Here is a 22,269-nt window from a genome sequence, read left to right as displayed (position 1 = left end):
AGCTCAAAACAGCCCCAGCAGGATGCATTGGATTCGTGTTGACAGGCCCTAGTCTGTCAAATCAGCAATATCACTGTTTCAATTCAAAAGTTTGTCTCCAGAGCTGGTAACATTGCAGATTGTTGCGGCTTTAACAGAAAACAACCTCTCCAGAGATAGCACGGCGGTCAAAGTGGCACTTAAATCAACAGTCTATAAAACGGAACTGCAAGTATCGAATATGGATGAACAGCACTATGAAACCTATAGCCTGACACTGGCGAGACACCCATCGGAAACCAATCAACGTATGATGTTGCGTCTGGCGGTTTTCGCTTTGAATGCGAATCAGCAACTCAGCTTTACCAAGGGGATTAGCACCGATGACGAACCGGATCTTTGGCTGAAGAGTTTGAGTGATGAGATTGAGCTCTGGATTGAGTTGGGTCAGCCGGATGAAAAGCGTTTGAGGCGGGCCTGCGGCAGGTCCAAGCGTGTGCTGGTCTATCCATATGCTGAGCGTAGTGCTTCGATCTGGTGGGAACAGATGCAGCAGACAGTCAGTCGCTTCGCGAATTTGAGTGTGATCAATCTAATTCTTGAGGATATGGATCAGCTGGATAATCTCGTTGCGCGAAATATGCAGCTGCACTCTACCATACAGGAGGGCCAGCTCTGGCTTGGTAACGATCAAATGACTTTGCTGATCGAGCTGCAACAGTGGCAGTAGGAGATTGCGAGAAGAAGAGGGGTGTTGGTTAACCGGGGTTCCCTGCAGGCTTCAACAGATAGATCTTTTCCACCATCTGGCTGACCCCGTGGTGTTGGTAGCGGTCTGTGTTCTGCAGTAGATCAAGGCGATGCAGCAGGTTGATGGTGAAGTGTTGTTCGAACAGCTCCCGGATCTCCGCTTCGCCCACACTGTAGGGTGGACCGGCCATCTCGTCCTGGGGGTACTCCAGGGTGACCAGGAGGATTTTTGCATGACTGGGTAGCAGTTCAATGATCAGGCGAGCAAACTGTTGTCGTTGTTGAGGGTTGAGTGCAATTAATGAGGCCCTGTCGTAGACCGCATCAACATCCGAAGTATCATGCTGCGCCAGGTCGAAGATATCACCACATAAAAGCTCAAACGGTCCCTGGCGCCACTGCTCAAAATTGTCACTCTTCTCTACAGTAGGCTGAAGATTGTGTTCATCGAAGAATTGGCTTATCGCCAATCGGCTTAGCTCAATCCCACGAATGCGGTAACCCTGTTCAGCCAGCCAGAACATATCTCTGCTCTTGCCGCAGAGCGGTGCCAGCACCAGGGAGCCTGCGGGGAGATAGAGCGTGTGCCAGTAATTCAGTAGATGTTGATTGAACTCCACATGGTGCCAACCGATATTGTTATCTTCCCAGCGTTGCAGCCAGTTCTCGTTGGGCGCTCTGAGTTCAGTGGTGGATTTGCTCATCTATCGTCCTGCTGATCGTCACCTTGCTTGCCTGGGAGTATGTTTTTGTTTGCACAAGTTGGCAAGCACAATCAATCTGACAGATTCCGCAAAACCGGGGTCAGAGTATGCTAACTTGTTATCTGATTTACCTTTTTTGATAAAAAAATAGCCAGGGAAATTGCATGAAATCGATCCAGCTTGGTATAATGCTGTGAGTTTTTAGGGTTTGGCTCACACGATGTGAAAGCCACAGGGTTGCGGAGAATAGAGATAGGGAGATCTTTGAAGATGGGCATGACTGTTGATAAATCATTTGGTGACTTGGGCCCCGGGGGCAATCAGGATCCAGTAGTTCCGGATTGGCGGAGCATGGAGATACCGGATGCCTGGCCTGATCTATCTAATTTCAGTAGTTTGGGGGGGTTCTGGTCCCTGCTCAAGCTGATCGCCGCTAAAAAGCGTCCCACGGTTGAACTTCCTGAAGGTATGCCCGGACGGGAAATGATACCCAAGTATGTGCTGCGGGAATTCCACAATTTTCCCAACGGCAACTACTCGAAGGCGATGACACGGCGGTATATCAATAATTTCGACCGTTTCATGTTGGGTGAAATCAAAAAACTCAGAAAACGTCTGGCTGCGGAATTCAACGGTGCCAGTCGGGTTCTCGATATCGGCTGTTCCGGTGGCGGTGTCGCGGCTGAGTTGGAAGCTCTGGGTGTTGAAGATGTCTGGGGCATAGACCCTTCACCCTATCTGCTCAAACATGGCGCTGATGAGTACCCCAACATCAAGTTTGTTCAGGGCATAATTGAAGAGACGGGATTTCCTGACCGACGCTTTGAGGGGGCTACCGCGGGTTTTCTGTTCCATGAAATGCCGATCAAGTACTTCGAGCTGAGTCTGAAGGAGATTAACCGGATACTCGAGCCGGGCAGTCTGCTGGCCATCGGAGAGCCATCGCCGGTCCAGGCCTATAGCGGATATTGGGAGATGATCCGCCGCTTTGGTCTGAAAGGGCTCTATTTCAGCTGGTTTGCCAAATCGATTCACGAACCTTTTCTCAACACCTGGCACAATTGTGATTTACAGGGGCTGTTCGACAAACATGGTTTTGACTTGGAGCTGGATGAGGTTGGCATGCCGATTCGCTATATTCTGGCGCGTAAACGCTAACAACAGGGTTGATTGGTCAGTGATAACTCACCCTGAGGGCATTTTGCGACCATGGTCTATCAGGCTGATCTCCAAGTAGATGAGTGAGCCCGAATTTCAACACGCGTTTGCCTCCTTGACGCCGGATACCATGCTCGATGCCATCGAGTCGACCGGGGTTGTCTGTAGTGGACAATTTTTAGCACTGAACAGTTATGAAAATCGGGTTTATCAGGTCGGTATGGAAGAGGGGCCAGCGCTGGTAGCGAAGTTCTATCGCCCCAATCGCTGGAGTGATGAGGCCATCCTTGAAGAGCATGGATTCACCCTGGCGCTGGCTGATCAGGAGATTCCAGTCATCGCACCGGCAGTTGATGAAAGCGGGGAGTCGCTTCACCACCATCAAGGGCTCAGATTCACCCTCTATCCCTGTCGAGGGGGACGCCCACCGGAACTGGATGACCCGTCACACCTCGAACAACTGGGGCGTTTCATCGGCAGGATTCATAGTCTGGGCGCAACTGAGTCATTCAGCCATCGCCCCGAGCTCGACATCGAGCACTATCTGTTGCGACCCAGTCACTATCTGCTGGAGCACGATTTTCTGCCGCAACACCTGCTGAGCGCCTACCAGACGATTGTCGATGATCTGCAACAGCGAATCGAAACCTGCTATGGCCGGGCAGGCGCCTTCAACACGATACGACTGCATGGGGATTGTCATCCCGGAAATATCCTCTGGCGGGATGATGGACCGCAGATCGTCGATTTTGATGACGCCAGGACTGGGCCCGCCATGCAGGATTTGTGGATGTTTCTCTCTGGAGATCGGCGCTATATGACCGAGCGTCTGGCCGATTTACTGGACGGTTACACCCAGTTCTATGATTTCAATCCAGCCGAGCTCCATCTGTTGGAGGCGTTACGCAGCCTGAGGCTTGTCCACTATGCAGGCTGGCTTGGCAAACGCTGGGACGATCCGGCATTTCCGGCGGCCTTTCCCTGGTTTGATTCAGTGAGATTCTGGGAAGACCATATCCTCACGCTTCGAGAACAACTTGCGAAAATGGATGAACCGCCACTCGTCTACAGCTGACAGGGCAACAGAGCAGGTGCCGGTCGGCATTTTCCGGATTTGACCGTCGAGTCGATTGATCGCTGACTCAAGCCACGCTTTCTTGTATGGATATGGGCTCCATGCCATGCCACATACAATCGATCAACTCATCGTAAAGATCAGGCAGAGGGATATTCAGCACCCCGTCCAGCCGAAGATGAATCAAGCGAATGGCACCGCCAAAGACACCTGAGGCGACTACCCAGGGGTCACCCATGCGGATCTCGCCGGATTCCATTCCCCGTTGTACAAGTTTGCGCATGGTCTTAAACGGGGTGGAGCTACAAATCGGCGGCTCATCCGGCAGAAACTCCTGGTGTTTGGCATGTAGTACATAGGCGACGATATTGCGCTTGCTCTCGGTATACTCAAACAGCAGTGAGATAATCCGGTTACAGCTCTCACGAAAACTCAGATTTTCGTCAATCACATCCGCAACCAGCTCTTCCATCTCTCTGATTAAGTGGTAGTAGAGGGCTTTCGCGACCCCTTCCTTTCCCCCGAAATGGTTGTAGATCGAGCCGATACTGACATTCGCCAGCTTCTGGATGTCATGAATCGATACGTTGTGATATCCGCGTTCGACAAACAGGTCGAGGGCTGTACTGAGGATGCGGTCGTAGACCGGTAGATCTTCCGTCGCGGTTTTTTTCAAATGGAGCATGTGAATACCTGGTACGGCCGATTAACGTGAATCCAATCAGCCCTGATGAAACGATGGTTTTCTTCAGCAAGGTGGAGTGAGCGAAGTGTCGTGACAAAAACTGAGCGAACGGTAGCGAGACTGCGGCATTGAACTTTCCCATCCCCTGAAGGTAGCGGAGAGCCACCTGAAAAAGTACCAGACCGGATCGCTCGTCGTTCATACAGTACAGCCAAACTTCTCTCCTCACACCTTGATTGGCGTTTTCTATTCTTAACAGGCCAAATTGGAGTCGTCTTCTCTGATCCTGTCAATTTCTATATTGTGATCAATTATATACAGTGTTGCCTAACGTATAAATCTACTCATCGTAGGGTCTCGAATAGATTGCTCCGAGGTGTCCGGTCATGCTGCGCCGGCCATTAACCAGCGATATCGCTCCGGATTGGCTGGGTCTGAGCCTACCTCCGGTCACCACAATTGGGCCTCGACTGCAATGGTGCGATACCCGAAATAGGAATTCCGTTCCTTTCCGGCCAAGCCTTATACCCCGTGTGTTTCCCCGGGTTAGCGGCCAAGCGGCAAGCGTCCATTTTCATCCGTACACCACCCTAGCATAGTAAAAAAATTTGACTAGAATGAATATTCGTTCTAATTTCATTATAGCCGCTTACCTCACTGCCAGCTGTATCGCAGCAGGACTATGGAGGGTCGAACGGCTCCTGTGCCTAGGGATCTTTGGCAATCAAGCATGATGAGTTGTACCCACCCGGATTGGATTTTCAGTCATTCCGGGTTTGGCCATCTGCATTGGCAGGGCTGAGGTAAGGCTGAATAGCAGTAAAAAATTTACCACTAGGAGGTTTTAATCATGAGGCTATTCAAAAAAAAGCCTGCCAAATCCATTGCCCTGGCATCCGCCCTGGCCATTGGCGCCACCCTGTTCGGTGCCACACTTTCCCTGCAGGCCGATGAGACCTGCCAGTCACCCTACATGGCCAAGATTGTCGGCCAGGAAGATTTTGTCTATGTCTGGACGCTGGGTATTGAAGGCATGGGAGACGGCCAGGACAAACTAGTGACCGTCGATGTCAATCCCAAATCGGCAAACTACGGTAAAGTGGTCGATTCACTTTCCATTGGTGGGCGTAATGAAGCGCACCATTCAGGTTTTACCGACGATCGTCGCTACCTCTGGGCTGGCGGTCTCGATACCAACAAACTTTTCATCTTCGATGTACACAGCGATCCGGCGAAACCCACGCTGCATAAAGTCGTCACCGACTTTGTCGAGAAGAGTGGTGGTGTGGTCGGACCCCACACGACCTATGCATTGCCTGGTCGTATCATGATCACAGGTCTTTCAAACAATAAGGATCATGGTGGTCGTACTGCGTTGGTTGAGTACACCAATGAAGGCGAGTATATCGCCACCCATTGGATGCCCACCGACCAGAATCTGCGCGGTGCGGAGAAAACCGGTAAGTATGCCGATGGCTACAGCTACGATGTTCGGGTTTTGCCTCGCCGTAACATCATGCTTACTTCCTCCTTTACCGGCTGGTCCAACTACATGATGGATTTCGGCAAAATGTTACAGGATAAGCAGGCGATGAAGCGCTTCGGCAATACCGTGGTGCTTTGGGATCTGCACAGTAAAAAGCCTACAAAGGTTTTTGATGTGCCCGGCGCACCTCTGGAGATCCGCTGTGCCTGGCAGCCCGACCACAACTGGTGTGTTACCACGACAGCTTTGACCTCCAAGATCTGGCTGATCTATGAAGATCAACAGGGGGAATGGCAGGCTGAAGCGGTTGCCGATGTCGGTGATGCCTCGAAAGTGCCTCTGCCGGTGGATATCTCCATCAGTTCTGATGACAGTCGCCTCTGGGTCAATACATTTATGGATGGTAAGACCCGGCTGTTCGATATGACCAATCCGCATAAACCGAAACAGGTCTATGAGAAGGTGATCGGCCGACAGGTCAACATGGCCTCATCCAGCTGGGACAGCACCCGTATCTACTACACCTCTTCACTGCTGGCCAACTGGGACAAGAAGGGTGAGGACAATGAGCAGTACTTCAAGAGTTACGTCTGGAATGGAGAGCAACTGGTTGAGAAGTTTGCCATCGATTTCAAGGCGCTCAAACTTGGTCGGGCACATCAGATGCGGTTTGGTGCTTACTCCCTGTATGGTCAGGTCAGACCTGAGGATCGGCAGACCTCCATAGCCGGTCTGGATACCACAGGCAAGTAGTGTCTATCCGATGCGGATCTCTGACTGGGATCCGCAAATGACAATCCCGGCTGGGTCTCTGGGAGCCGGGTTTGTCAGCACCTGGGAGCATTTATGGTTTTTCGATTTTTCCAACCATTTCTGATTGCGGCAATATTCGTAACAACGGTTGATGCCAATTCGATCAACCCTTCGGTCATCTCGGCGCCTGGTTATGGTGAATTGGCTTACAAGCTGCCTGAGATCGGCAGTTACCAGTTGCCACCCTTGGGTGAGGCATCGAATGGTGAGGTTCTGATTGCCGAGGGTGAACAGCGAACATTGTATGAGCTTTTCAATGGCAAGTATGTGTTGCTGGCATTTATCTACAGCACTTGCAGCGATGTTAACGGCTGTCCACTGACTTCTCATGTCTTTTACAAAATCAAATCGGCAATGCAACGGGATCAAGTGCTGGCCAGCAGGCTGAAATTGATCAGTCTCAGTTTCGATCCGGAAGTCGACACCCCTTCGGTAATGGGGCTGTATGGCAATAACTTTCGCTACGCAGGGAGTGCTGGTGAGTGGCAGTTCGTCACCACCGCCTCGCAGCAGAGCCTGGATCCGATTCTGAAGTCCTACAATCAGGTGATCTTACGTGAGACCGATAGCAGTGGCAGGACCCATGTGGGATACAGTCATGTGCTCAGGGTATTCCTCATCGATCCGGAAAAGAACATTCGTAATATATACAGTGTCGATTTCCTGCATCAAGATCTGATCATCAATGATCTGAAAACAATTCTTCAACAAGCGCAGAGAAGCGGTGAGACCATCAAGCTGGCAACGGCATCACAGCAAACATCCCGGCTTTCGAAACCGGGGGATAATAAACTGGGATATGAACTCAGCGATTACGTCACCGATTCGCAGGATTTGGAGTTGAGAAAGGGTGAGAAGGCGGACCTGCTGTCAATTGCCAACAACCCCCCATTGGGATTGCCGGCGATCCCGGTGCCTGTTGACAATCCGTTGTCCCGGGAGAAGATCGAGTTGGGCCGAAAGCTGTTTTACGATCGCAGACTTTCGCTCAACGATACTTTCTCCTGCGCCATGTGCCATGTGCCGGAACAGGGATTTACCAGTAATGAACTGGCCATGGCAGTGGGCATCGAAGGGCGTTCGGTACGACGCAACTCCCCCTCGGTCTACAACTCAGCCTACAGTAAGCTGCTGTTCCATGATGGCCGGGAGGAGAATCTGGAACAGCAGGTCTGGGGGCCTTTGCTGGCAAACAACGAAATGGGCAATCCATCGATCGGCTATGTGCTCAACAAAATCCGTCAGATCGATGACTACCGTGGTCTGTTTGAAGCGGCTTTCGATGGTAGAAGCGTATCGATGGAGACACTGGGCATGGCGCTGGCCAGTTACCAGCGTGCTCTGGTTTCAGCTGACTCCCCATTTGACCGTTGGCGGTATGCCGGTGATGAGACAGCACTCTCCGAATCGGCAAAGCGGGGGTTTGAGATCTTTACCGGTAAGGCAGGATGTGTTGCTTGTCACTCAATCGGAGAACGGAGTGCCCTGTTCATGGATGATCAACTGCACAACACAGGAATCGGTTACCGGGAGTCGATGGGGTTTTCTCCGGACAAGCAGCCGGTGACAGTTGCCCCAGGGATTAGCATCGAAATCGATCGTGCGATTATCGATCAGGTGGGCGAGAAACCGCCCACAGATGTAGGTCGTTATGAGGTGACTCAGAATCCTCATGATCGCTGGAAATACAAGACCCCCAGTCTACGCAACGTGGATCTCACCGCACCCTATATGCATAACGGTTCACTTAGCACTCTGCACGAGGTAGTCGATTTCTATGATCAGGGTGGGGTGCCTAATGAGCTACTCGATCCGCTGATCCGACCGCTCGGTCTTTCGTCGCAGGAGAGATCGGATCTGGTTGATTTTATGCGATCCCTGACCGGCAGCAATGTGGACACCCTGGTTGCGGATGCCTTTAACGCTCCCATAGGGGATGTGGGGGAAGGGGATCCCAGCTGGGTGCATGGCAGCGAAGTGGAGGTACGCTGAATGACACGGGCCGACAAAAAGCTCTGGCTGGTGCTGCTGTTCACCATTCTGTCTGTGACCATGGCATCTGCCGGTACGGAAGAGATCGGTGGGGATTTCACGCTCACCGATCACAACAACGACACCTTTCGACTGAGTCAGCTGCAGGGCAAACTGGTACTGCTCTCTTTCGGCTATACCTATTGTCCTGATATCTGCCCCACAGAATTGGCCAAATTAGCCGTGGTATTCGATACGCTGAAGGGCGAATCGGATGATCTTCAGGGACTTTTCGTCTCTCTGGATCCGGATCGCGATACCCCGGCTGTTCTGAGTGATTATGTGGGTTATTTCAACAGTGAAATTGTTGGTTTGACCGGCAGTGAAAAGGCGGTTGATCAGGTGGCGCGACAATACCGGGTAAAGTATCAGCGCAATGACAAGGCTGGGGGAGGGTACAGTATCGATCACTCAGCCAATCTCTATCTGATTGATCAGATGGGTGAATTGGTCGTGGTAATTCCCTACGGTATGCCGGTTGAACACATCGTGGATGTGGTGCGGGGCATGTTGTCGGTGGATGGTTGATCAAGATGCTGTATCCCCGCGACTTAAAAAAATGAATATTTGTTCCATTTTCTCTGAAAATTCGACCAGTCAGGTTGAGCGTTTTTTAAACACTGGATCTACCCGATGAATCCGGTACATCTCCACAGCAGCGCTCTATCCGCTTTAACCTGGTTGATCCTGTTTTTATTACTGCTGATCTCATCCTCCCAGACTCGCGTGGAGGCCGCTGAATATCGGCTTGCACCGGTAGCGCCAATACCGGCGCTACCGTTCAGGCTACCGAACCTTGATGGTGAGTATAAACAGCTCCGGGACTACCGGGGCCAGGTGGTGCTGGTCAACTTCTGGGCCAGCTGGTGTACCCCATGCCGGGCCGAGCTGCCCTCCATGAACCGGGCCTGGGATCGTTTAAAATCCAGTGGCATGGCGATGCTGGCAATCAATCTGGGGGAGAACAGGGAGGCCGTCAGCGCATTCCTGCGCGACTATCCCATCGATTTTGAAGTGCTGATGGACGAACGGGGGCGCATTAGTCAGCGATGGCGAGTCAAAGCTCTGCCCACCACATTGGTGCTGAACAAACGGGGACTGATCATCTACCAGGTGGTTGGTGAACGTGAATGGGACCAGCCGGCTTTGATTGAACTCATCGAATCATTACAGTCTGGATATTGAGTGCCGCTCAAATTTTCTGCTTCAATGCGGCCGGTACAGCATGCTTGAATCGCATGAAGTTTCCTACCCGGCACGATCCTCAGCATTTGTGTAGGTTTATTAAGACCCTTCTCTATATCCCGGAGAACCCAGGCCCCAAGGCGTGCTATCAGGTCCTAGTCAGGCGTCTCATATCGTACATCGGTGATCCAGTATTTGGTTACCCCAGCTGGTGTCTCTACAATGACCTGATCGTCAAGATTGCGTTTCAAAAGCGCTTGTGCCAGCGGCGAGTCGAGACTGATGTAACTGGGGTGACTATCGATTTCATCCGGTCCGACGATCCGGTACTCCTGCTCATCACCACCTTCTGATTCGAGCAGAACCCAGGCGGCAAAGAAGACCTGCTCTGAATTGGCCGGGGGCTGATTGACAACTTTTAGACTGGGCAGGCGTTTTTGCAGGTAGCGGATTCTGCGGTCGATCTCACGAAGCTCCTTCTTACGGTAGATGTATTCTGCGTTTTCTGACCGGTCACCTTCGGCTGCAGCCGCCGCCAAGGCTTTGGTTACATCCCGTCGTCGCAGCCACAATCCCTGCTGCTCAGTTTTCAGGCTTTCATATCCCTGTAGTGTGATATAGGGTGATTTCGGTGGCGCAGGCGGTCTGTATCTTCCCATGGCGTGTTTAAATGAGCGGGTGACTGTTAAGAATTTGTTACTGGCTTAAGTATAAGAATCCAATTCTTTAAATTAACTCCATTCAGGGCCTGTTAATACGGAACCAATCATCCTTACTTGGAATGCTGTTAACAAATACTAGTATTGCACAATCACCATTACATGGGATCAAGGTGACATATTCACCATTGAAATGATGTTTGAATACTCTAAAATCAGGCAGATACTAATCATATCGGATTTATAAAAAAGGGGACATTTGGCGTGGCAAAGATAAAACTTTCAGAAAAACTGTCAAAAATACTTCTTACCCTTCTGGTTTCCGGGATCATCGCAGCGTGTGGTGGCGGTGGTGGCGGTGGTTCGGATGATGACGACGGAGGTGATAGTGGCGATGGTGGTAGTACCAGCGGCAGTATCAGCGGTCTGATATCAGTTCCTGGCTATGTGGTTACTGACAGTGACGTCAATGATGATCAAACCACACCGGTCGCCAATCAACCGGCGAACAATGCACAGTCCGTACCCAACCCTGTCAATATCGGTGGTTATGTCAATGTGGCCGGGACAGGCGCTGCCGGTAATCTGAGGGCTTCCGGTGATCCGGATGATTACTACCTGGTCAATCTGACATCGGGGCAGACCCTGGTGCTGAATATCGGTGACATCGATGTGGGTGGTGTCGATCTGGATCTCTACCTGTTTGATGTGAACAATCTGAGCAATCCGGTCGCCAGTTCGATCGGTACATCAAAATTCGAGACCATCGTGGTGCCATCCGATGGTCAATATTATGTCATCGTGCATGCCTACAGTGGTGCTTCAAACTACCTTCTTTCCATTGGTTTGACTGCTTCCTCTCTGGTTCCACAAGGCGGTATGAGTGTCAATGATGACTTTGTGCCAGGTGAGGTGCTGGTCAAATTTGATACTGATTCAAGCCAAGCCAAATCCCTGAATACCGGACTAAGCCACTATAGCTTCAGTGGTTCTCCAGAGAATGAAATCGGTGTTCAACGGCTGACTCTGAATGATCAGTACGTCAGCAATGCCGCCGCTCGCCCAGGGATCTATGCGCAAATGGACAGCGAGGCCCAGCTGAAGCTGGATACCATCATGGCGATCAAAGAGCTCAACCAGCGCAGTGACGTGGTCTATGCTCAACCCAACTATATTTATCAAGCCTCTGCAATTCCGAATGACGAGTATTACAATCTGCAATGGCACTACAATCAGATCAATCTGCCTCAGGCCTGGGATATCACCACCGGTGATACCAGTGTCATCGTATCGGTAATCGATACCGGTGTGCTGTTGAACCATCCTGACCTGAGCGGTCAGCTGGTGAACGGTTATGACTTTATCTCCGATGCCGGCAATGCAAACGACGGGGACGGCATCGATGCCAATCCGGACGATGCCGGTGATGAGATTCAGAACGGAGTCTCCAGTTTTCACGGTACCCATGTAGCCGGAACCGTAGCCGCCAGCAGTAACAACTCCACAGGTGTTGCCGGTGTGGCCTGGAATGTACGGATCATGCCGATCCGTGTACTCGGCAAGCAGGGTGGTTTCAGTAGCGACATCATCGACGGCATTCTCTTCTCGGCTGGTTTGTCCAACGCATCCGGTACCACGCCTGCACAGAGAGCGGATGTCATCAACATGAGTCTGGGTGGTGCTTCTCCCGACCAGGCCAGTTTTGATGCGATCACCGCAGCGCGTAACGCCGGGGTTATCGTGATTGCCGCAGCGGGTAATGAAAACACCTCACAACTTGCCTATCCCGCATCCTATACCGGTGTGGTCTCGGTAAGTTCGGTCGATCAAAGCCGTACCAGGGCACCCTATTCGAATTATGGTACCGAGATCGATGTGGCTGCACCTGGCGGTAACACTCAGGCCGACGTGGACGGTGACGGTCGAGCTGACGGTGTACTCAGTACCCTGGGTGATGACTCTCAGGGCGGTACCAGCTTTACCTATAACTTCTACCAGGGCACCTCGATGGCGGCGCCTCATGTGGCGGGTGTGGCTGCATTGATGAAATCTGTCTACGCTGGTCTGACGCCGGCCGAGTTCGACAGCATGCTCTCCTCCGGGGAGCTGACCAACGACATCGGTAACAGTGGCCGGGACGACCTCTACGGGCACGGTCTGATCGATGCCTACAAAGCCGTGGTGGCCGCACAACAGCGGGGTGGTGGTAACACACCAACTGATCCCTCATTGAGTGTCAATCCGCAGAGCCTCAACTTCTCGAATTCACTGCAGTCCACCTCGCTGTTTGTGGAAGAGATCGGCGGATCTGTCGGTACCGTTCAGATCAGTGAAAACATCTCCTGGTTGTCGGTTGCGGCAAATCAGGTGAATGGCTCGGGTATCGGCAGTTACACCGTCAGTGTCGACCGTAGTGGACTTTCACCGGCAACCTATACAGGTACCATTCAGGTGAGTGCAGGAACCTCCAGTGTCGATGTGAATGTGATTATGCAGGTGCTGGATAGTTCGATTTCCGGTGATGCCGGTCGTCACTATGTACTGCTGGTCGACAATGCAACCAGTCAGCCTGTACAACAGGATGAGGTAAATACCAATTCCGGTAGCGGCAGTTACAGTTTCAGTAATGTCAGCTCAGGCGACTACTACGTTGTTGCCGGTTCAGACATGGACATGGATAACCTGATCTGCGATAACGGCGAGTCCTGTGGCGCCTATCCCACCCTCTCTCAGCCCAATGTCATAACGGTTGGGTCTGGCGCAGTCAATGGGCTGGATTTTTCAGCAACCTACGAGTATCAGACTCCGACTTCCAATGCACTCTCTGCGGAAGAGAGCGTTCAAGAGCTGATGGTCTACCCACGTCAGGACTGAGGGGATAACAGATGAAAGTATTTAACACATTGAAATGGCTGGGGCTGTCAGCCCTGTGTATCACTATGACCGCTTGTAATGTCCAGGATAATTCAGTTTCTGTCGTCAAAGACGGTGTTGCCTGTTCCAATAACCAGGCAGCCGGCATGCATCTGGTCAAAAAGGGCGTCATCAAAAACGTTGGTGGCGGCGTGGTAATGAGTGACAAGTCCCTCAAAGCCGGCGAGGCAGGCAAATCTGACACGGATGATAGTTGGCTGGTCCGAGTCGACATGGGGCAGCAGCCGAGTGGGGGCTATGGATTGAAACTGCTCTCAGACAAGTTGGCCATTGAGGAGCAGACGGCGACTTTGGCACTGCAGTGGAGTAAGCCGGAGCCTGGTATGGCTCAGGTGCAGATGATCACCTTTCCATGTCTCTACCTGAAAATCGCCAAAGGTGATTACACTCGTCTGGCCGTGGTTGATGAAGAGGGTAATCTGAAACACAGCCTGGATCTGCCTTAGCGCGATAAACTGAACTTATCAAACAGCCATTGATGCTGACATCAAGCTGACAGCTTATCGACCCGGTAATCTCTCTTTTACCGGGTCGATAAATGCTTGATGGTTTTCACTCCCCGCTACCGATTACTTACACCGCTTCTGCTTTTCCCGCAGATACCTGCAGATTATCCATTTTTAACCGGAAATAAATGGATTCTTCTTCAAGAGTCAGGGCGATCCCAGCCTGGCTTGTAAGCTCGCATTGATGAATGCCCAATTGTGACTATTGGTCTACTGTCAATAGGAGTACAGAAGCTCTGATGAATTCTCTTTATGATCTTCCAGTTCTGTTGACCAATCCAGCGATGAGAGATGAATGGATTGAGATTGTTCGGAGTGACGGATTGATCAAGTCACGTTGTATCTGATATCAGGAATAGCTTTCAATACAAACAGCTGAGCAAAGGGGCGTGACATATGAGCAGTAACAGCCGTTTTACCATCTCTTCCGTAGAGAGGAGTGACTTTGACAAAATGGTCGATCTACTGAGACAACTGTTTTCAATTGAAGCGGATTTCAATGTGGATCCGGATAAACAAAGACGGGGTTTGGAACTGCTTCAGGCGTCTGAAACAGCAGAGATCTTTGTTGTCAGGAGTGATGGCCAGGAGATTGTCGCGATGGCTACCCTGCAGTTGGTCGTATCCACTGCAGAGGGAGGGTTGGTTGCCTGGATGGAGGATGTTGTCGTCGACGCCGACCATCGTGGTCAGGGTGTTGGAGCGTTACTGTTATCCCATATCAAACGGTGGCTGGAGAACCGAGGGATAAAAAGAGTTCAACTGGTTGCTGACCGGGATAATCGATTAGCCCTCGATTTCTATAAAAAACAGGGATGGCAGGAGATCAATTTGAATGTACTTCGTCATAAGTAGCGGTTCGGTTATTAACCCGGCAATACAATAATTCACGTTTCATCACCGGGTTGGCAGTTGCGTAAAGCGTGTGAGTTTAGGATAATTGCAGGACAAGGAAGCACTGTGTTTGATGGGCTCATAAACCTCATATCGACCCCGAACAGTGATTGGGGCCTGAGCGTTTCGATGCAGATTACAAAGGATTTTAGGTAGACGGGTAAAACTATGCTATCGAAGAACGCTATTGCGGGCCTGGATGCCCCCCATCCAGCTGCACTGTGGGTTGAGAATGTCTCACTGAACCCGCTGCAGATCGATTGTGTCACAGCGCAGATGCTGGCAATTCTTGATAATCACAGCAAGTTGGGTTTGGAAGAGCAGATTACGCTGATTGCAATTTACGGCGTGGTCAAGGATCGCCCAGGTTTGATCTTCGATCAGGTCGTGCACAACACCATAGACAGAGCCAGAACCCAATGCGATACCAGAATCATGCAGGAACTGCATGATCTGAGATTAACCGCAGAGCAACGTATACCGAAACAGATCATGAGACATTTCAAACTGTTTCTAGCTGAATCGCTGAACGGATTTGAAAACTCTCTCGACACCAGACATCTTGTTTAAGCTACCCCTGAATAACTGGCCCTAATGTCCTGAGCTTTCCCGGCTGTCGTGGAATTCCACCTTATCGTTTCTGCAGATCAGCGTGCTATTGGCCATAAAGGCGGCCAATCACAGCAAACGGCGCCAATGGCAAGTTGGGGTATGAGGAGTAGACTTGTAGTCACTCGTATCAGTCCGGTGCGGGGAACTTCCAACCGATGTATGTCATACAAGCCGGTGTTGAAATCACAATCTCCCTGGAGGTTTTTGAAAACTCTATTGTGAGTATCGGTTCTGGATGGTTAAGCGGTGGAAGACTCTCTGCACCCCCCTGCCGTAGCAGGGGGAAATTACGTCTACAGATTGCAAGAGATCAACGATCCCAGTTCCAGTTTATAAGACCAGTGGTCAGAAACAGCCCCAGGGCACGGCCAAAATCCTGGCAAAACTCATAGGGTTTCTCAGCCCCCGGTTTGGTGACATTGAAATCCTCTTGAGTGGCCATCTCGCCGGTTTCCGGATTGATCCATCCTTCTCCGTCGGCATTCTCTTGAACCACAAAACCATCCGTGACTAACAGGTCCATCAACTGCCCACCCCGGTCACTCTGGTGAATCTGCATATCACCCTTTTCATTCTGACTCAGGCCGGTAACCTGGATCACTTTGTCGCCTTTGGTGATGGTAATGTCATTGGCAACATACATCTCATTGTTTTTGAATTTCTCTGTGTCGATGGTGATCTTGGTGCCATCCTCCAGTTGAAAGGTGGTCTTTTCCCAGAAATTCACGTCGGTTTTGCCGTCACCATTCCAATCCACATGGGGATCACCCCAGATGTTGGTCTCTTCCCCGGTCTCCTTGTTGCGAACAATGATCTGTGATTTGTTCTCATTCAGTACCAGCTCATATTGATCGCCAAGGTCGATGGTGGCCTTACCGTCACACTGTTGGGTCACTGTCCACTCCTGGTCGACGGGACATGGCTCAGGAGGACACGGCTCAGGACCAGGTTCTGGAGGAGCCGGCTCAGGTGGACAGGGAGGTTCCGGTGGGGCCGGCTCTATAGGACAAGGTGCTGGACCTGGCTCCGGCGGGGCCGGTTCGGGTGGACAGGGTGCCGGACCTGGCTCAGGTGGGCAGGGTATGAAAGAGGGTGGTATGGGTGGTCCAGGCATCGGTGGAAAAGGCAGTTGTCCACCGGGAGGGCAGGGTAACTTTGGTCCTGGCATGCCACCCGGCAGTTGCGGCATATGGGGATTGGGCAAGGGGATTCTGCCGCAACGTATTTTAAATAACGAGGGCAGAGAGAAGTTCATAGAGCCCTGCTTGTTCGATAGTGCGCTTAGCCCGGCGCTGGCGAGTCCATTCATTGGTGGTGAAGACGACATGCTTACACTCCTTTGTATTTGATGATCAAAACATGAAATGCATTATTCATCTAAAGCCATTCTCAACAAACTGGGAATTCCCTAGTAGCGAAATCGTCTTGTAAGTGTTAGTTTTTTGATTGACAGGGATATTGAGTGCAGTAAGTATTCATAAATCAGGGAAAGGTAAACGATTATGACGGAAGGTGTATCAGGTTCCAGCGGTGGAATCGGACAGTCAGGCGATGGAAACAGTCGTAGTTCAGAGTCGTCTCAATCTACCCAAGCACTCAATAGTATGACGACCGAAGATCATTTGAAATCCACCCCAACCGAATTGGATCGCGCACTCGGGCGACCTTCAGACACTATGGTGGTGGCGGAGGAAGTGTGTAGCTCTGTTAAACAGACTCCGAAGCAGGACAATGTGCAGATCTGTTGTCGTCCTGCTCAGATTGCCATGGGCCTGGTGGAGCACTGTTGGGTGCGGACAGAAACCAAGGATGTGGGGCTTGGGGGAATCCCGATATGGTGCCCGGTGAAGCCTATGAGAGTCCCTACGCCACAGAAACCTATGTGATCGACCACTCACAGGATACTCCAGAGAATTGTACGTCAATGAATCCTGTGTGAACGGAATTCTCGATGACGAGCTTAACAAATCACAAGGTGGTTTCGGCTTACACAATAATTGTCAGAGTTATGCTTACAGTGTGGTCAACCGTTGCCGGACCGATCCTCAAATACCCATGAAGTAACAACCGTATGTCAACTGGGCCCGCTCAACATCCCCGATTCTTTTTGAGGGTCATCATGGCCATGGGCTCACTGGCTCTGGGAATCTATTTTGCACAGTTATCCCTTTTCAATGCCTGGCAGACAGCTTTTGAACAACTCGAGCCTCACTATCATCGGTTTGAGGTTCAGTTCTGGCTGTATGCCATGTTGAGTGTCGTCTGCGTCGGCTTTTTTATCTGGCTGACCAGAGATACCATCAAACGTCTGAATAGGGGGGGTGGTAGGAATTGAGTGGATTCGAGGGGATGTGTCGATCTTACAGCAATCCCAACGGCAGTTATCCTGCCGATGGGATTGCATGGGATTATGCTTTCAATCTCTGAATGAGTGTCATGATCTGATTCCCATAGTGCTCTACAACAGCCGCCATAACGATGATCGACATACCGAGCAGTGCCAGGGTGATCCAGATACTCATGTCAAAAGAGACAAAAAGTGTATTGACCAGCAGGATAACACTACCAATTAAAGTGAGTAGCGAGAAACGGAGTAAGTTATTCTCCTTTGCACTGTAGCTGTACAATAAAATCAGACCTGACAACAGGGTTGCGAACAGGGCGGTTGAAAGTCCCGGCCAGAAAGCGATTTCGATAACTGCAATGATCAATCCACTGTAGAAGATTGAAGTGAAATAGTGGTTGCGGCCCGATATGGCCCGTTTGCTCAAATCAAACAGAAAACCACTCAAGGTCATGCCGAATGCAACCACCAGCCAGTTACCAGTCTCTGGGGCAATGTCATAGAGCAGAAAGGTAAAACTGAATGCCGCCAACAGGGCAGGCAGTAGTGACAACACCTCAAGTGACTGTCTGAAACGGATCATGACCTTCAAAGAGAGAGCCAGTTGTCTCAATATCAGGTAGCCAAGCAGTGCCAGTGTCGTAAAGGTAAACGCATCCGCGGCGTAGAGGTAGGCGCCTCGTCCAATCATGATTATCAGCGGCAGCATTACCAATAGGCTGGCCATGACGCCTTCCGTGGTCCTCATCGCCGGCATCGATGCACGAAGCTTCGTCAGGTAGCGATGACCGAACATGAGTGCCGGCAAGAGCAGCAGGGTGGTAATCCACATCTCGCGGGTCGGCAGTATCAACAAGATAACATTCAGCATCATCAGTAGGGTCAGACGCCGGGCAGCGGGTCTGGCCAGTACGCTGAAGCTGAACATTGATTGGGCAACAAGAATAACCAGACTGCCTGAGAGTAGCCAAAAGAGAGATTGGGAGGAGTCTGCTACCCAGCGTGCATAGTCAGGTAGATGGGCATCCACCGGAAGCCACTGTATCTGAGAATAGATCATGGCCCCCAGTATGGTGAATACCGCACTGGTTGAAACCAGGCTCAAGCCAAGAAACACACGAGCACTCTTCTGCTCCTTGAGCCAGATGCTGGTGGCAAGCCCCAGGATGGTCAGGAGTATGGTTTCACCCATGATCATGCTGTAACGAAGCAGGTCAGTTGCATCATCCCAGCGTTGAAAGAGGAACATGACAATCGCCACAAAGGTAATTCCACCACCCAATAGACGCATCAGGGTGGAAATCTCGAACTTTTGCATGAGTTGTGAACGCCAACCACTGGCTTCAGTTGCATCTGAATCCATGTCACTGTTGGTTGGTGTGAGCTGTTCTGATCTCATTGCGAGTCCCCCTCCATCAGTGCCTTCAGTTCAGCCTTGTGCGCCGCTAAACGCTCTTCCCGTTGAAATCGTTCCTCCAGGGCATCGGTTTCGCTGATAAGGGGATCTGCACCCTGCTGTTTCATCTCGTTGCGCGTAATGGAGAGCTCCCAACGATCAAAAGTCTGTTCAAGATTGGAGGCATCCGAACAGATCACATCCTGCACGGCGCTTTCTGCCTTAGTGGTAAGATCCCGACCGCGAAACTCCTGCAAACGCTGCTCATCATTGATGAGTTTCTGTTCCAGCTTGAGCAGGTTTTTTGACAGACGAAAGGTCATCTCAGTGCACTGATCACGCTGTTGTTGCAACTGCTTTAGCTTGTCGCTGCAGCGGTCCCGCTGTTCAAGGCAGGTAATGGCCTGTGCTTCATCATGCTTGGTCAATGATTTGGCCCGCTCTACCCAGCGCTGTTCATCCTTGTGTAAGGTATCTATTTGGCTATCAATGCCATCCAGTTTTCTGTTCATACGGGACTGTTGCAACTTCAGCCGAGCGATCGCATCACGGCTCTCCTGAAGCGCCGCATCGATAATGGCGTCGTGATTCTCGATTCGACTAACCGCATCATCCAATTGTGAGCGAATCGTGAGTGAAAGACGTTTAAACAGACTCATTGTCTTTCTCCCTGTAAAGTGTTTTTGGTGTTACAAGGATTAATTAAAATGATACTTTGATCTAATGAAACTTGAAAAGATAAGAAAAATATAACCAATAGTATAAATAATTAATACCATCCGTGACTAACAGCCACTTTATCGATAAAAGGGTACGCGCTTCAACGCCTTCTATTCCATCCAGCGTCCACTACAGCTATAGGTGGTCATTGCCTGGTATCGGTGGGAGAGGGTAGGGAAGTAACAGCTTAAAACCGTGTCTTAAGCTGAGGTTCAGTTTTATGGCGCTAAGGTTTAAAGGGTATTCCTGTAGATGAATAAAATCTGGCTATATTTAACCCTATGTTTTCTATCATCGATAAATAAATCGAGGTGTGTGGATTTGGATAGAGTGCTGTTTTCCCGGATTTACTGTTCCTTCAGCGGCTACATTGAGATCGGCTACTTGTCGGGTTCACGCTTATTCTCGATGGTGACAATTGCGCTATTGTTTACTGGTTGTGCAACGGTAGCGGCGACAGAATCAAGCCGCAGACAACAATCAATGGTAGATACAGAGCGGATAGTGTTTGTATCGAGGCACCCCGTTGTGGCTATCGCAGAGAAGCTCAAAGGTAAACCCTATCGTTATGGCGGTGTCTCACCTGAGGGGTTCGATTGCAGCGGTCTTATGCACTACGTCTTTCAACAAGTCGGACTATCGATTCCCAGAACAACACAGGATCAATACCGAGCCTCAAAACGAATAGCCACTGAGGATCTACAACCAGGTGATCTGCTGTTTTTCAAAATTAGCTCCAGGAAACTGTCACATGTCGGATTGTATGCGGGTAATGGACGATTTATCCACGCTTCCACCTCCAAAAGGCGGGTTGCAGCGGCTAAACTTGATGAAACCTATTGGAGCAAACGATTGATTGGTGCAGGGCGAATTTTCTAGAATTTGTTACTATTCAGCATCGACAACTGATTCATTTAAACTGATCAATCTGCTATTCATCGGGATGGCGAATAGAGAATCGTACAGGGAGTTCTTAAGTTTGAAAGCAGCTTGGAAAACAGTATGGTACTTACTATGAAGAACAGCTTGTTCCTTTTAATGCTTTTTATGTTTGCATTTTCATCAGCCTATGCCGGAGAGGCGGATGTAGTCAATGCGGAGGTACGTAAGCGGGGCTCTAACCTCTATGATTTTTCAGTGACTGTACAACATCAGGATAGTGGTTGGGATCACTATGCAAACAGATGGGAAGTATTGGATGAGAAAGGCGGGGTTATTGGCACAAGGACACTGCACCATCCCCATGTTAAGGAACAACCGTTTACCCGGGTTCTATCTGGGGTTGTTATTCCCGTTGATGTAAAAACTGTGACCATTCGTGCCCATGACTCAGTCCATAAATATGGTGGCAAGCGCATTGAATTAGTGTTAACAGGCCCTTAGGTTTGTTAACTGGCCTGACAAATGTTGATACGACGTGGGTTGTATCAGCCTGAAACTGTCAACTGCTGTTTCGCCTGTTTCTTGGATTTTTTGCCTCCGCCTTGCGTAAATCATCGAAGAGTCCATAAGACCAGGGACGCATTGCAATCACCAGTGTTGTGCCATCCCGATCATCCAGCGGCAGCTTTGCATCGTCATCATTTAGCTCATCGAACTCTCTCGCCAAGTGCTCCATTTTACGCTGGAATACCTGATTTGAGCTTTCGGCCAGCATGCCATTCATTACGATCAGTCTTTCATTGGCATGATCAAATCGGGAGGCAAAAAACTCAGCTTCGATCTTCTCCTGGAAGAAGCGTTGAATCGGTCCGTTTTCCTGCCATTTAAAATTCCGTGCGATGAGCAGCTTCACCCGGTTTTTCGGTAGCATCTCGATCAACCTCAAGCGATCGAGTTTGGCCAGATGCTGAATGCATCTGTGTTCTGTGATGTGAAATCGGGCAATGATTTCATCCAGTGTCCAACGATTCAACACACAAACCGTAACCAGCAACAACTCCAGATTACCCGCGATCTCCGCCTCCTGATCCAGGCTGAGTTCCGAGATCGCCATAGCGCCTGTCCGCTCATTCATCTCCTGCACCAGATCGGAGATTTCCAACTCCATCAGTTGGCAGACCTGATCCAGACGCTCCAGGGTGAAACGGCGTTTGGCAAATAGCCTTTTGACGTTCGCTTCGGATAGATCCAGATGTTGAGCCACATCCGCATAGGTCAGTCCGTGAGCCTTGAGGATTCGCTTAAGGGTGTCAATGAGTTGTAGAGTCTGTGCCATGATTCGATGGGTATTAAAAAAGGATACTGCCAGGCCTAAAAAATGCTTCGATTGTTTAAAGAGTATCTTATTGAGAGACAAATGGCTAATTTATGGAAAAAATTAATACCAGGGAGTATG

At 50.4% G+C, this 22,269-nt stretch carries 22 protein-coding genes; 15 read left to right on the top strand and 7 right to left on the bottom strand.

What is annotated here, in order from left to right; genetic code table 11:
- The first annotated feature begins 112 nt into the window (after nt 1-112).
- Nucleotides 113-709: a YaeQ family protein gene (locus tag AC4IE8_RS16585; RefSeq protein ID WP_490791491.1), complete on the top strand. Its 597-nt coding sequence runs from the start codon at nt 113-115 to the stop codon at nt 707-709.
- A gap of 28 nt (nt 710-737) precedes the next feature.
- Here the strand turns inward: AC4IE8_RS16585 and AC4IE8_RS16580 are convergent, their stop codons facing one another.
- Nucleotides 738-1,433: a thiopurine S-methyltransferase gene (locus tag AC4IE8_RS16580; RefSeq protein WP_068995496.1), complete on the bottom strand. Its 696-nt coding sequence runs from the start codon at nt 1,431-1,433 to the stop codon at nt 738-740.
- 276 nt (nt 1,434-1,709) lie between these two features.
- Between AC4IE8_RS16580 and AC4IE8_RS16575 the strand changes: the two genes are divergently transcribed.
- Nucleotides 1,710-2,591, top strand: a complete 882-nt coding sequence (locus tag AC4IE8_RS16575; RefSeq protein ID WP_068995635.1) for a class I SAM-dependent methyltransferase — start codon at nt 1,710-1,712, stop codon at nt 2,589-2,591.
- Between the two features lie 79 nt (nt 2,592-2,670).
- Nucleotides 2,671-3,666, top strand: coding sequence for a serine/threonine protein kinase (locus AC4IE8_RS16570; protein ID WP_068995497.1), 996 nt, complete (start codon nt 2,671-2,673; stop codon nt 3,664-3,666).
- 67 nt (nt 3,667-3,733) lie between these two features.
- Here AC4IE8_RS16570 and AC4IE8_RS16565 read toward each other — a convergent pair whose 3' ends face one another.
- Nucleotides 3,734-4,351, bottom strand: coding sequence for a TetR/AcrR family transcriptional regulator (locus AC4IE8_RS16565; protein ID WP_068995498.1), 618 nt, complete (start codon nt 4,349-4,351; stop codon nt 3,734-3,736).
- A gap of 850 nt (nt 4,352-5,201) precedes the next feature.
- On the opposite strand from AC4IE8_RS16565, the gene mtoX reads away from it, so the two are divergent.
- From mtoX to AC4IE8_RS16545, 4 genes are all read left to right on the top strand, one after another.
- Nucleotides 5,202-6,590 carry a methanethiol oxidase gene (gene mtoX / locus AC4IE8_RS16560; protein ID WP_068995499.1) on the top strand — a complete coding sequence of 463 codons (1,389 nt, stop codon included), beginning with the start codon at nt 5,202-5,204 and terminating at the stop codon, nt 6,588-6,590.
- Nucleotides 6,591-6,683: 93 nt separating this feature from the next.
- On the top strand, nt 6,684-8,642 hold the full coding sequence (locus AC4IE8_RS16555; RefSeq protein WP_490791490.1) for a cytochrome c peroxidase: 1,959 nt from the start codon (nt 6,684-6,686) through the stop codon (nt 8,640-8,642).
- Nucleotides 8,643-9,209, top strand: a complete 567-nt coding sequence (locus tag AC4IE8_RS16550) for an SCO family protein (RefSeq protein WP_068995501.1) — start codon at nt 8,643-8,645, stop codon at nt 9,207-9,209. It abuts the gene before it with no gap.
- 105 nt (nt 9,210-9,314) lie between these two features.
- Nucleotides 9,315-9,866, top strand: a complete 552-nt coding sequence (locus AC4IE8_RS16545; RefSeq protein ID WP_068995502.1) for a TlpA disulfide reductase family protein — start codon at nt 9,315-9,317, stop codon at nt 9,864-9,866.
- 155 nt (nt 9,867-10,021) lie between these two features.
- Here AC4IE8_RS16545 and greB read toward each other — a convergent pair whose 3' ends face one another.
- Nucleotides 10,022-10,525, bottom strand: coding sequence for a transcription elongation factor GreB (gene greB, locus AC4IE8_RS16540; RefSeq protein WP_068995503.1), 504 nt, complete (start codon nt 10,523-10,525; stop codon nt 10,022-10,024).
- Between the two features lie 264 nt (nt 10,526-10,789).
- On the opposite strand from greB, the gene AC4IE8_RS16535 reads away from it, so the two are divergent.
- The 4 genes from AC4IE8_RS16535 (at nt 10,790) to AC4IE8_RS16520 (ending at nt 15,429) form a co-directional block, all read left to right on the top strand.
- Nucleotides 10,790-13,399 carry a S8 family serine peptidase gene (locus tag AC4IE8_RS16535; protein ID WP_490791489.1) on the top strand — a complete coding sequence of 870 codons (2,610 nt, stop codon included), beginning with the start codon at nt 10,790-10,792 and terminating at the stop codon, nt 13,397-13,399.
- Between the two features lie 11 nt (nt 13,400-13,410).
- The gene (locus AC4IE8_RS16530; RefSeq protein ID WP_068995505.1) at nt 13,411-13,905 is read left to right on the top strand and encodes a protease complex subunit PrcB family protein; all 495 of its coding nucleotides are present in this window, start codon (nt 13,411-13,413) and stop codon (nt 13,903-13,905) included.
- A gap of 456 nt (nt 13,906-14,361) precedes the next feature.
- On the top strand, nt 14,362-14,820 hold the full coding sequence (locus tag AC4IE8_RS16525) for a GNAT family N-acetyltransferase (protein WP_071892905.1): 459 nt from the start codon (nt 14,362-14,364) through the stop codon (nt 14,818-14,820).
- A 207-nt stretch (nt 14,821-15,027) separates the two neighbouring features.
- Entirely contained in the window at nt 15,028-15,429 is a 402-nt protein-coding gene (locus AC4IE8_RS16520; protein WP_490791488.1) for a hypothetical protein, read from the top strand.
- Between the two features lie 352 nt (nt 15,430-15,781).
- Here AC4IE8_RS16520 and AC4IE8_RS16515 read toward each other — a convergent pair whose 3' ends face one another.
- The gene (locus AC4IE8_RS16515; protein ID WP_068995507.1) at nt 15,782-16,366 is read right to left on the bottom strand and encodes a DUF1521 domain-containing protein; all 585 of its coding nucleotides are present in this window, start codon (nt 16,364-16,366) and stop codon (nt 15,782-15,784) included.
- Nucleotides 16,367-16,553: 187 nt separating this feature from the next.
- Between AC4IE8_RS16515 and AC4IE8_RS16510 the strand changes: the two genes are divergently transcribed.
- Nucleotides 16,554-16,820, top strand: coding sequence for a hypothetical protein (locus AC4IE8_RS16510; protein WP_490791487.1), 267 nt, complete (start codon nt 16,554-16,556; stop codon nt 16,818-16,820).
- A gap of 770 nt (nt 16,821-17,590) precedes the next feature.
- Entirely contained in the window at nt 17,591-17,806 is a 216-nt protein-coding gene (locus tag AC4IE8_RS16505) for a hypothetical protein (protein ID WP_068995510.1), read from the top strand.
- A 73-nt stretch (nt 17,807-17,879) separates the two neighbouring features.
- On the opposite strand, the gene AC4IE8_RS16500 is transcribed toward AC4IE8_RS16505, so the two are convergent.
- A complete protein-coding gene (locus tag AC4IE8_RS16500) occupies nt 17,880-19,214 on the bottom strand; it encodes a hypothetical protein (protein WP_490791486.1) in 1,335 nt (444 codons plus the stop codon).
- Nucleotides 19,211-19,870, bottom strand: a complete 660-nt coding sequence (locus AC4IE8_RS16495; protein WP_068995512.1) for a PspA/IM30 family protein — start codon at nt 19,868-19,870, stop codon at nt 19,211-19,213. The genes AC4IE8_RS16500 and AC4IE8_RS16495 overlap by 4 nt, the downstream gene beginning before the upstream one ends.
- Nucleotides 19,871-20,261: 391 nt before the next feature.
- Between AC4IE8_RS16495 and AC4IE8_RS16490 the strand changes: the two genes are divergently transcribed.
- Nucleotides 20,262-20,810 carry a C40 family peptidase gene (locus tag AC4IE8_RS16490; protein ID WP_490791513.1) on the top strand — a complete coding sequence of 183 codons (549 nt, stop codon included), beginning with the start codon at nt 20,262-20,264 and terminating at the stop codon, nt 20,808-20,810.
- Between the two features lie 135 nt (nt 20,811-20,945).
- Complete coding sequence (locus tag AC4IE8_RS16485) at nt 20,946-21,314, top strand: hypothetical protein (protein ID WP_490791485.1); 369 nt, start codon at nt 20,946-20,948, stop codon at nt 21,312-21,314.
- A gap of 58 nt (nt 21,315-21,372) precedes the next feature.
- Here the strand turns inward: AC4IE8_RS16485 and AC4IE8_RS16480 are convergent, their stop codons facing one another.
- Nucleotides 21,373-22,149: a helix-turn-helix domain-containing protein gene (locus AC4IE8_RS16480; RefSeq protein WP_068995515.1), complete on the bottom strand. Its 777-nt coding sequence runs from the start codon at nt 22,147-22,149 to the stop codon at nt 21,373-21,375.
- Nucleotides 22,150-22,269 lie beyond the last annotated feature (120 nt).

The sequence above is a fragment of the Candidatus Thiodiazotropha sp. AKAK2 genome (assembly GCF_058244685.1).
Note: the sequence above shows the minus strand (reverse complement) of the source record. Positions and strands in the feature narration are given on the sequence as shown.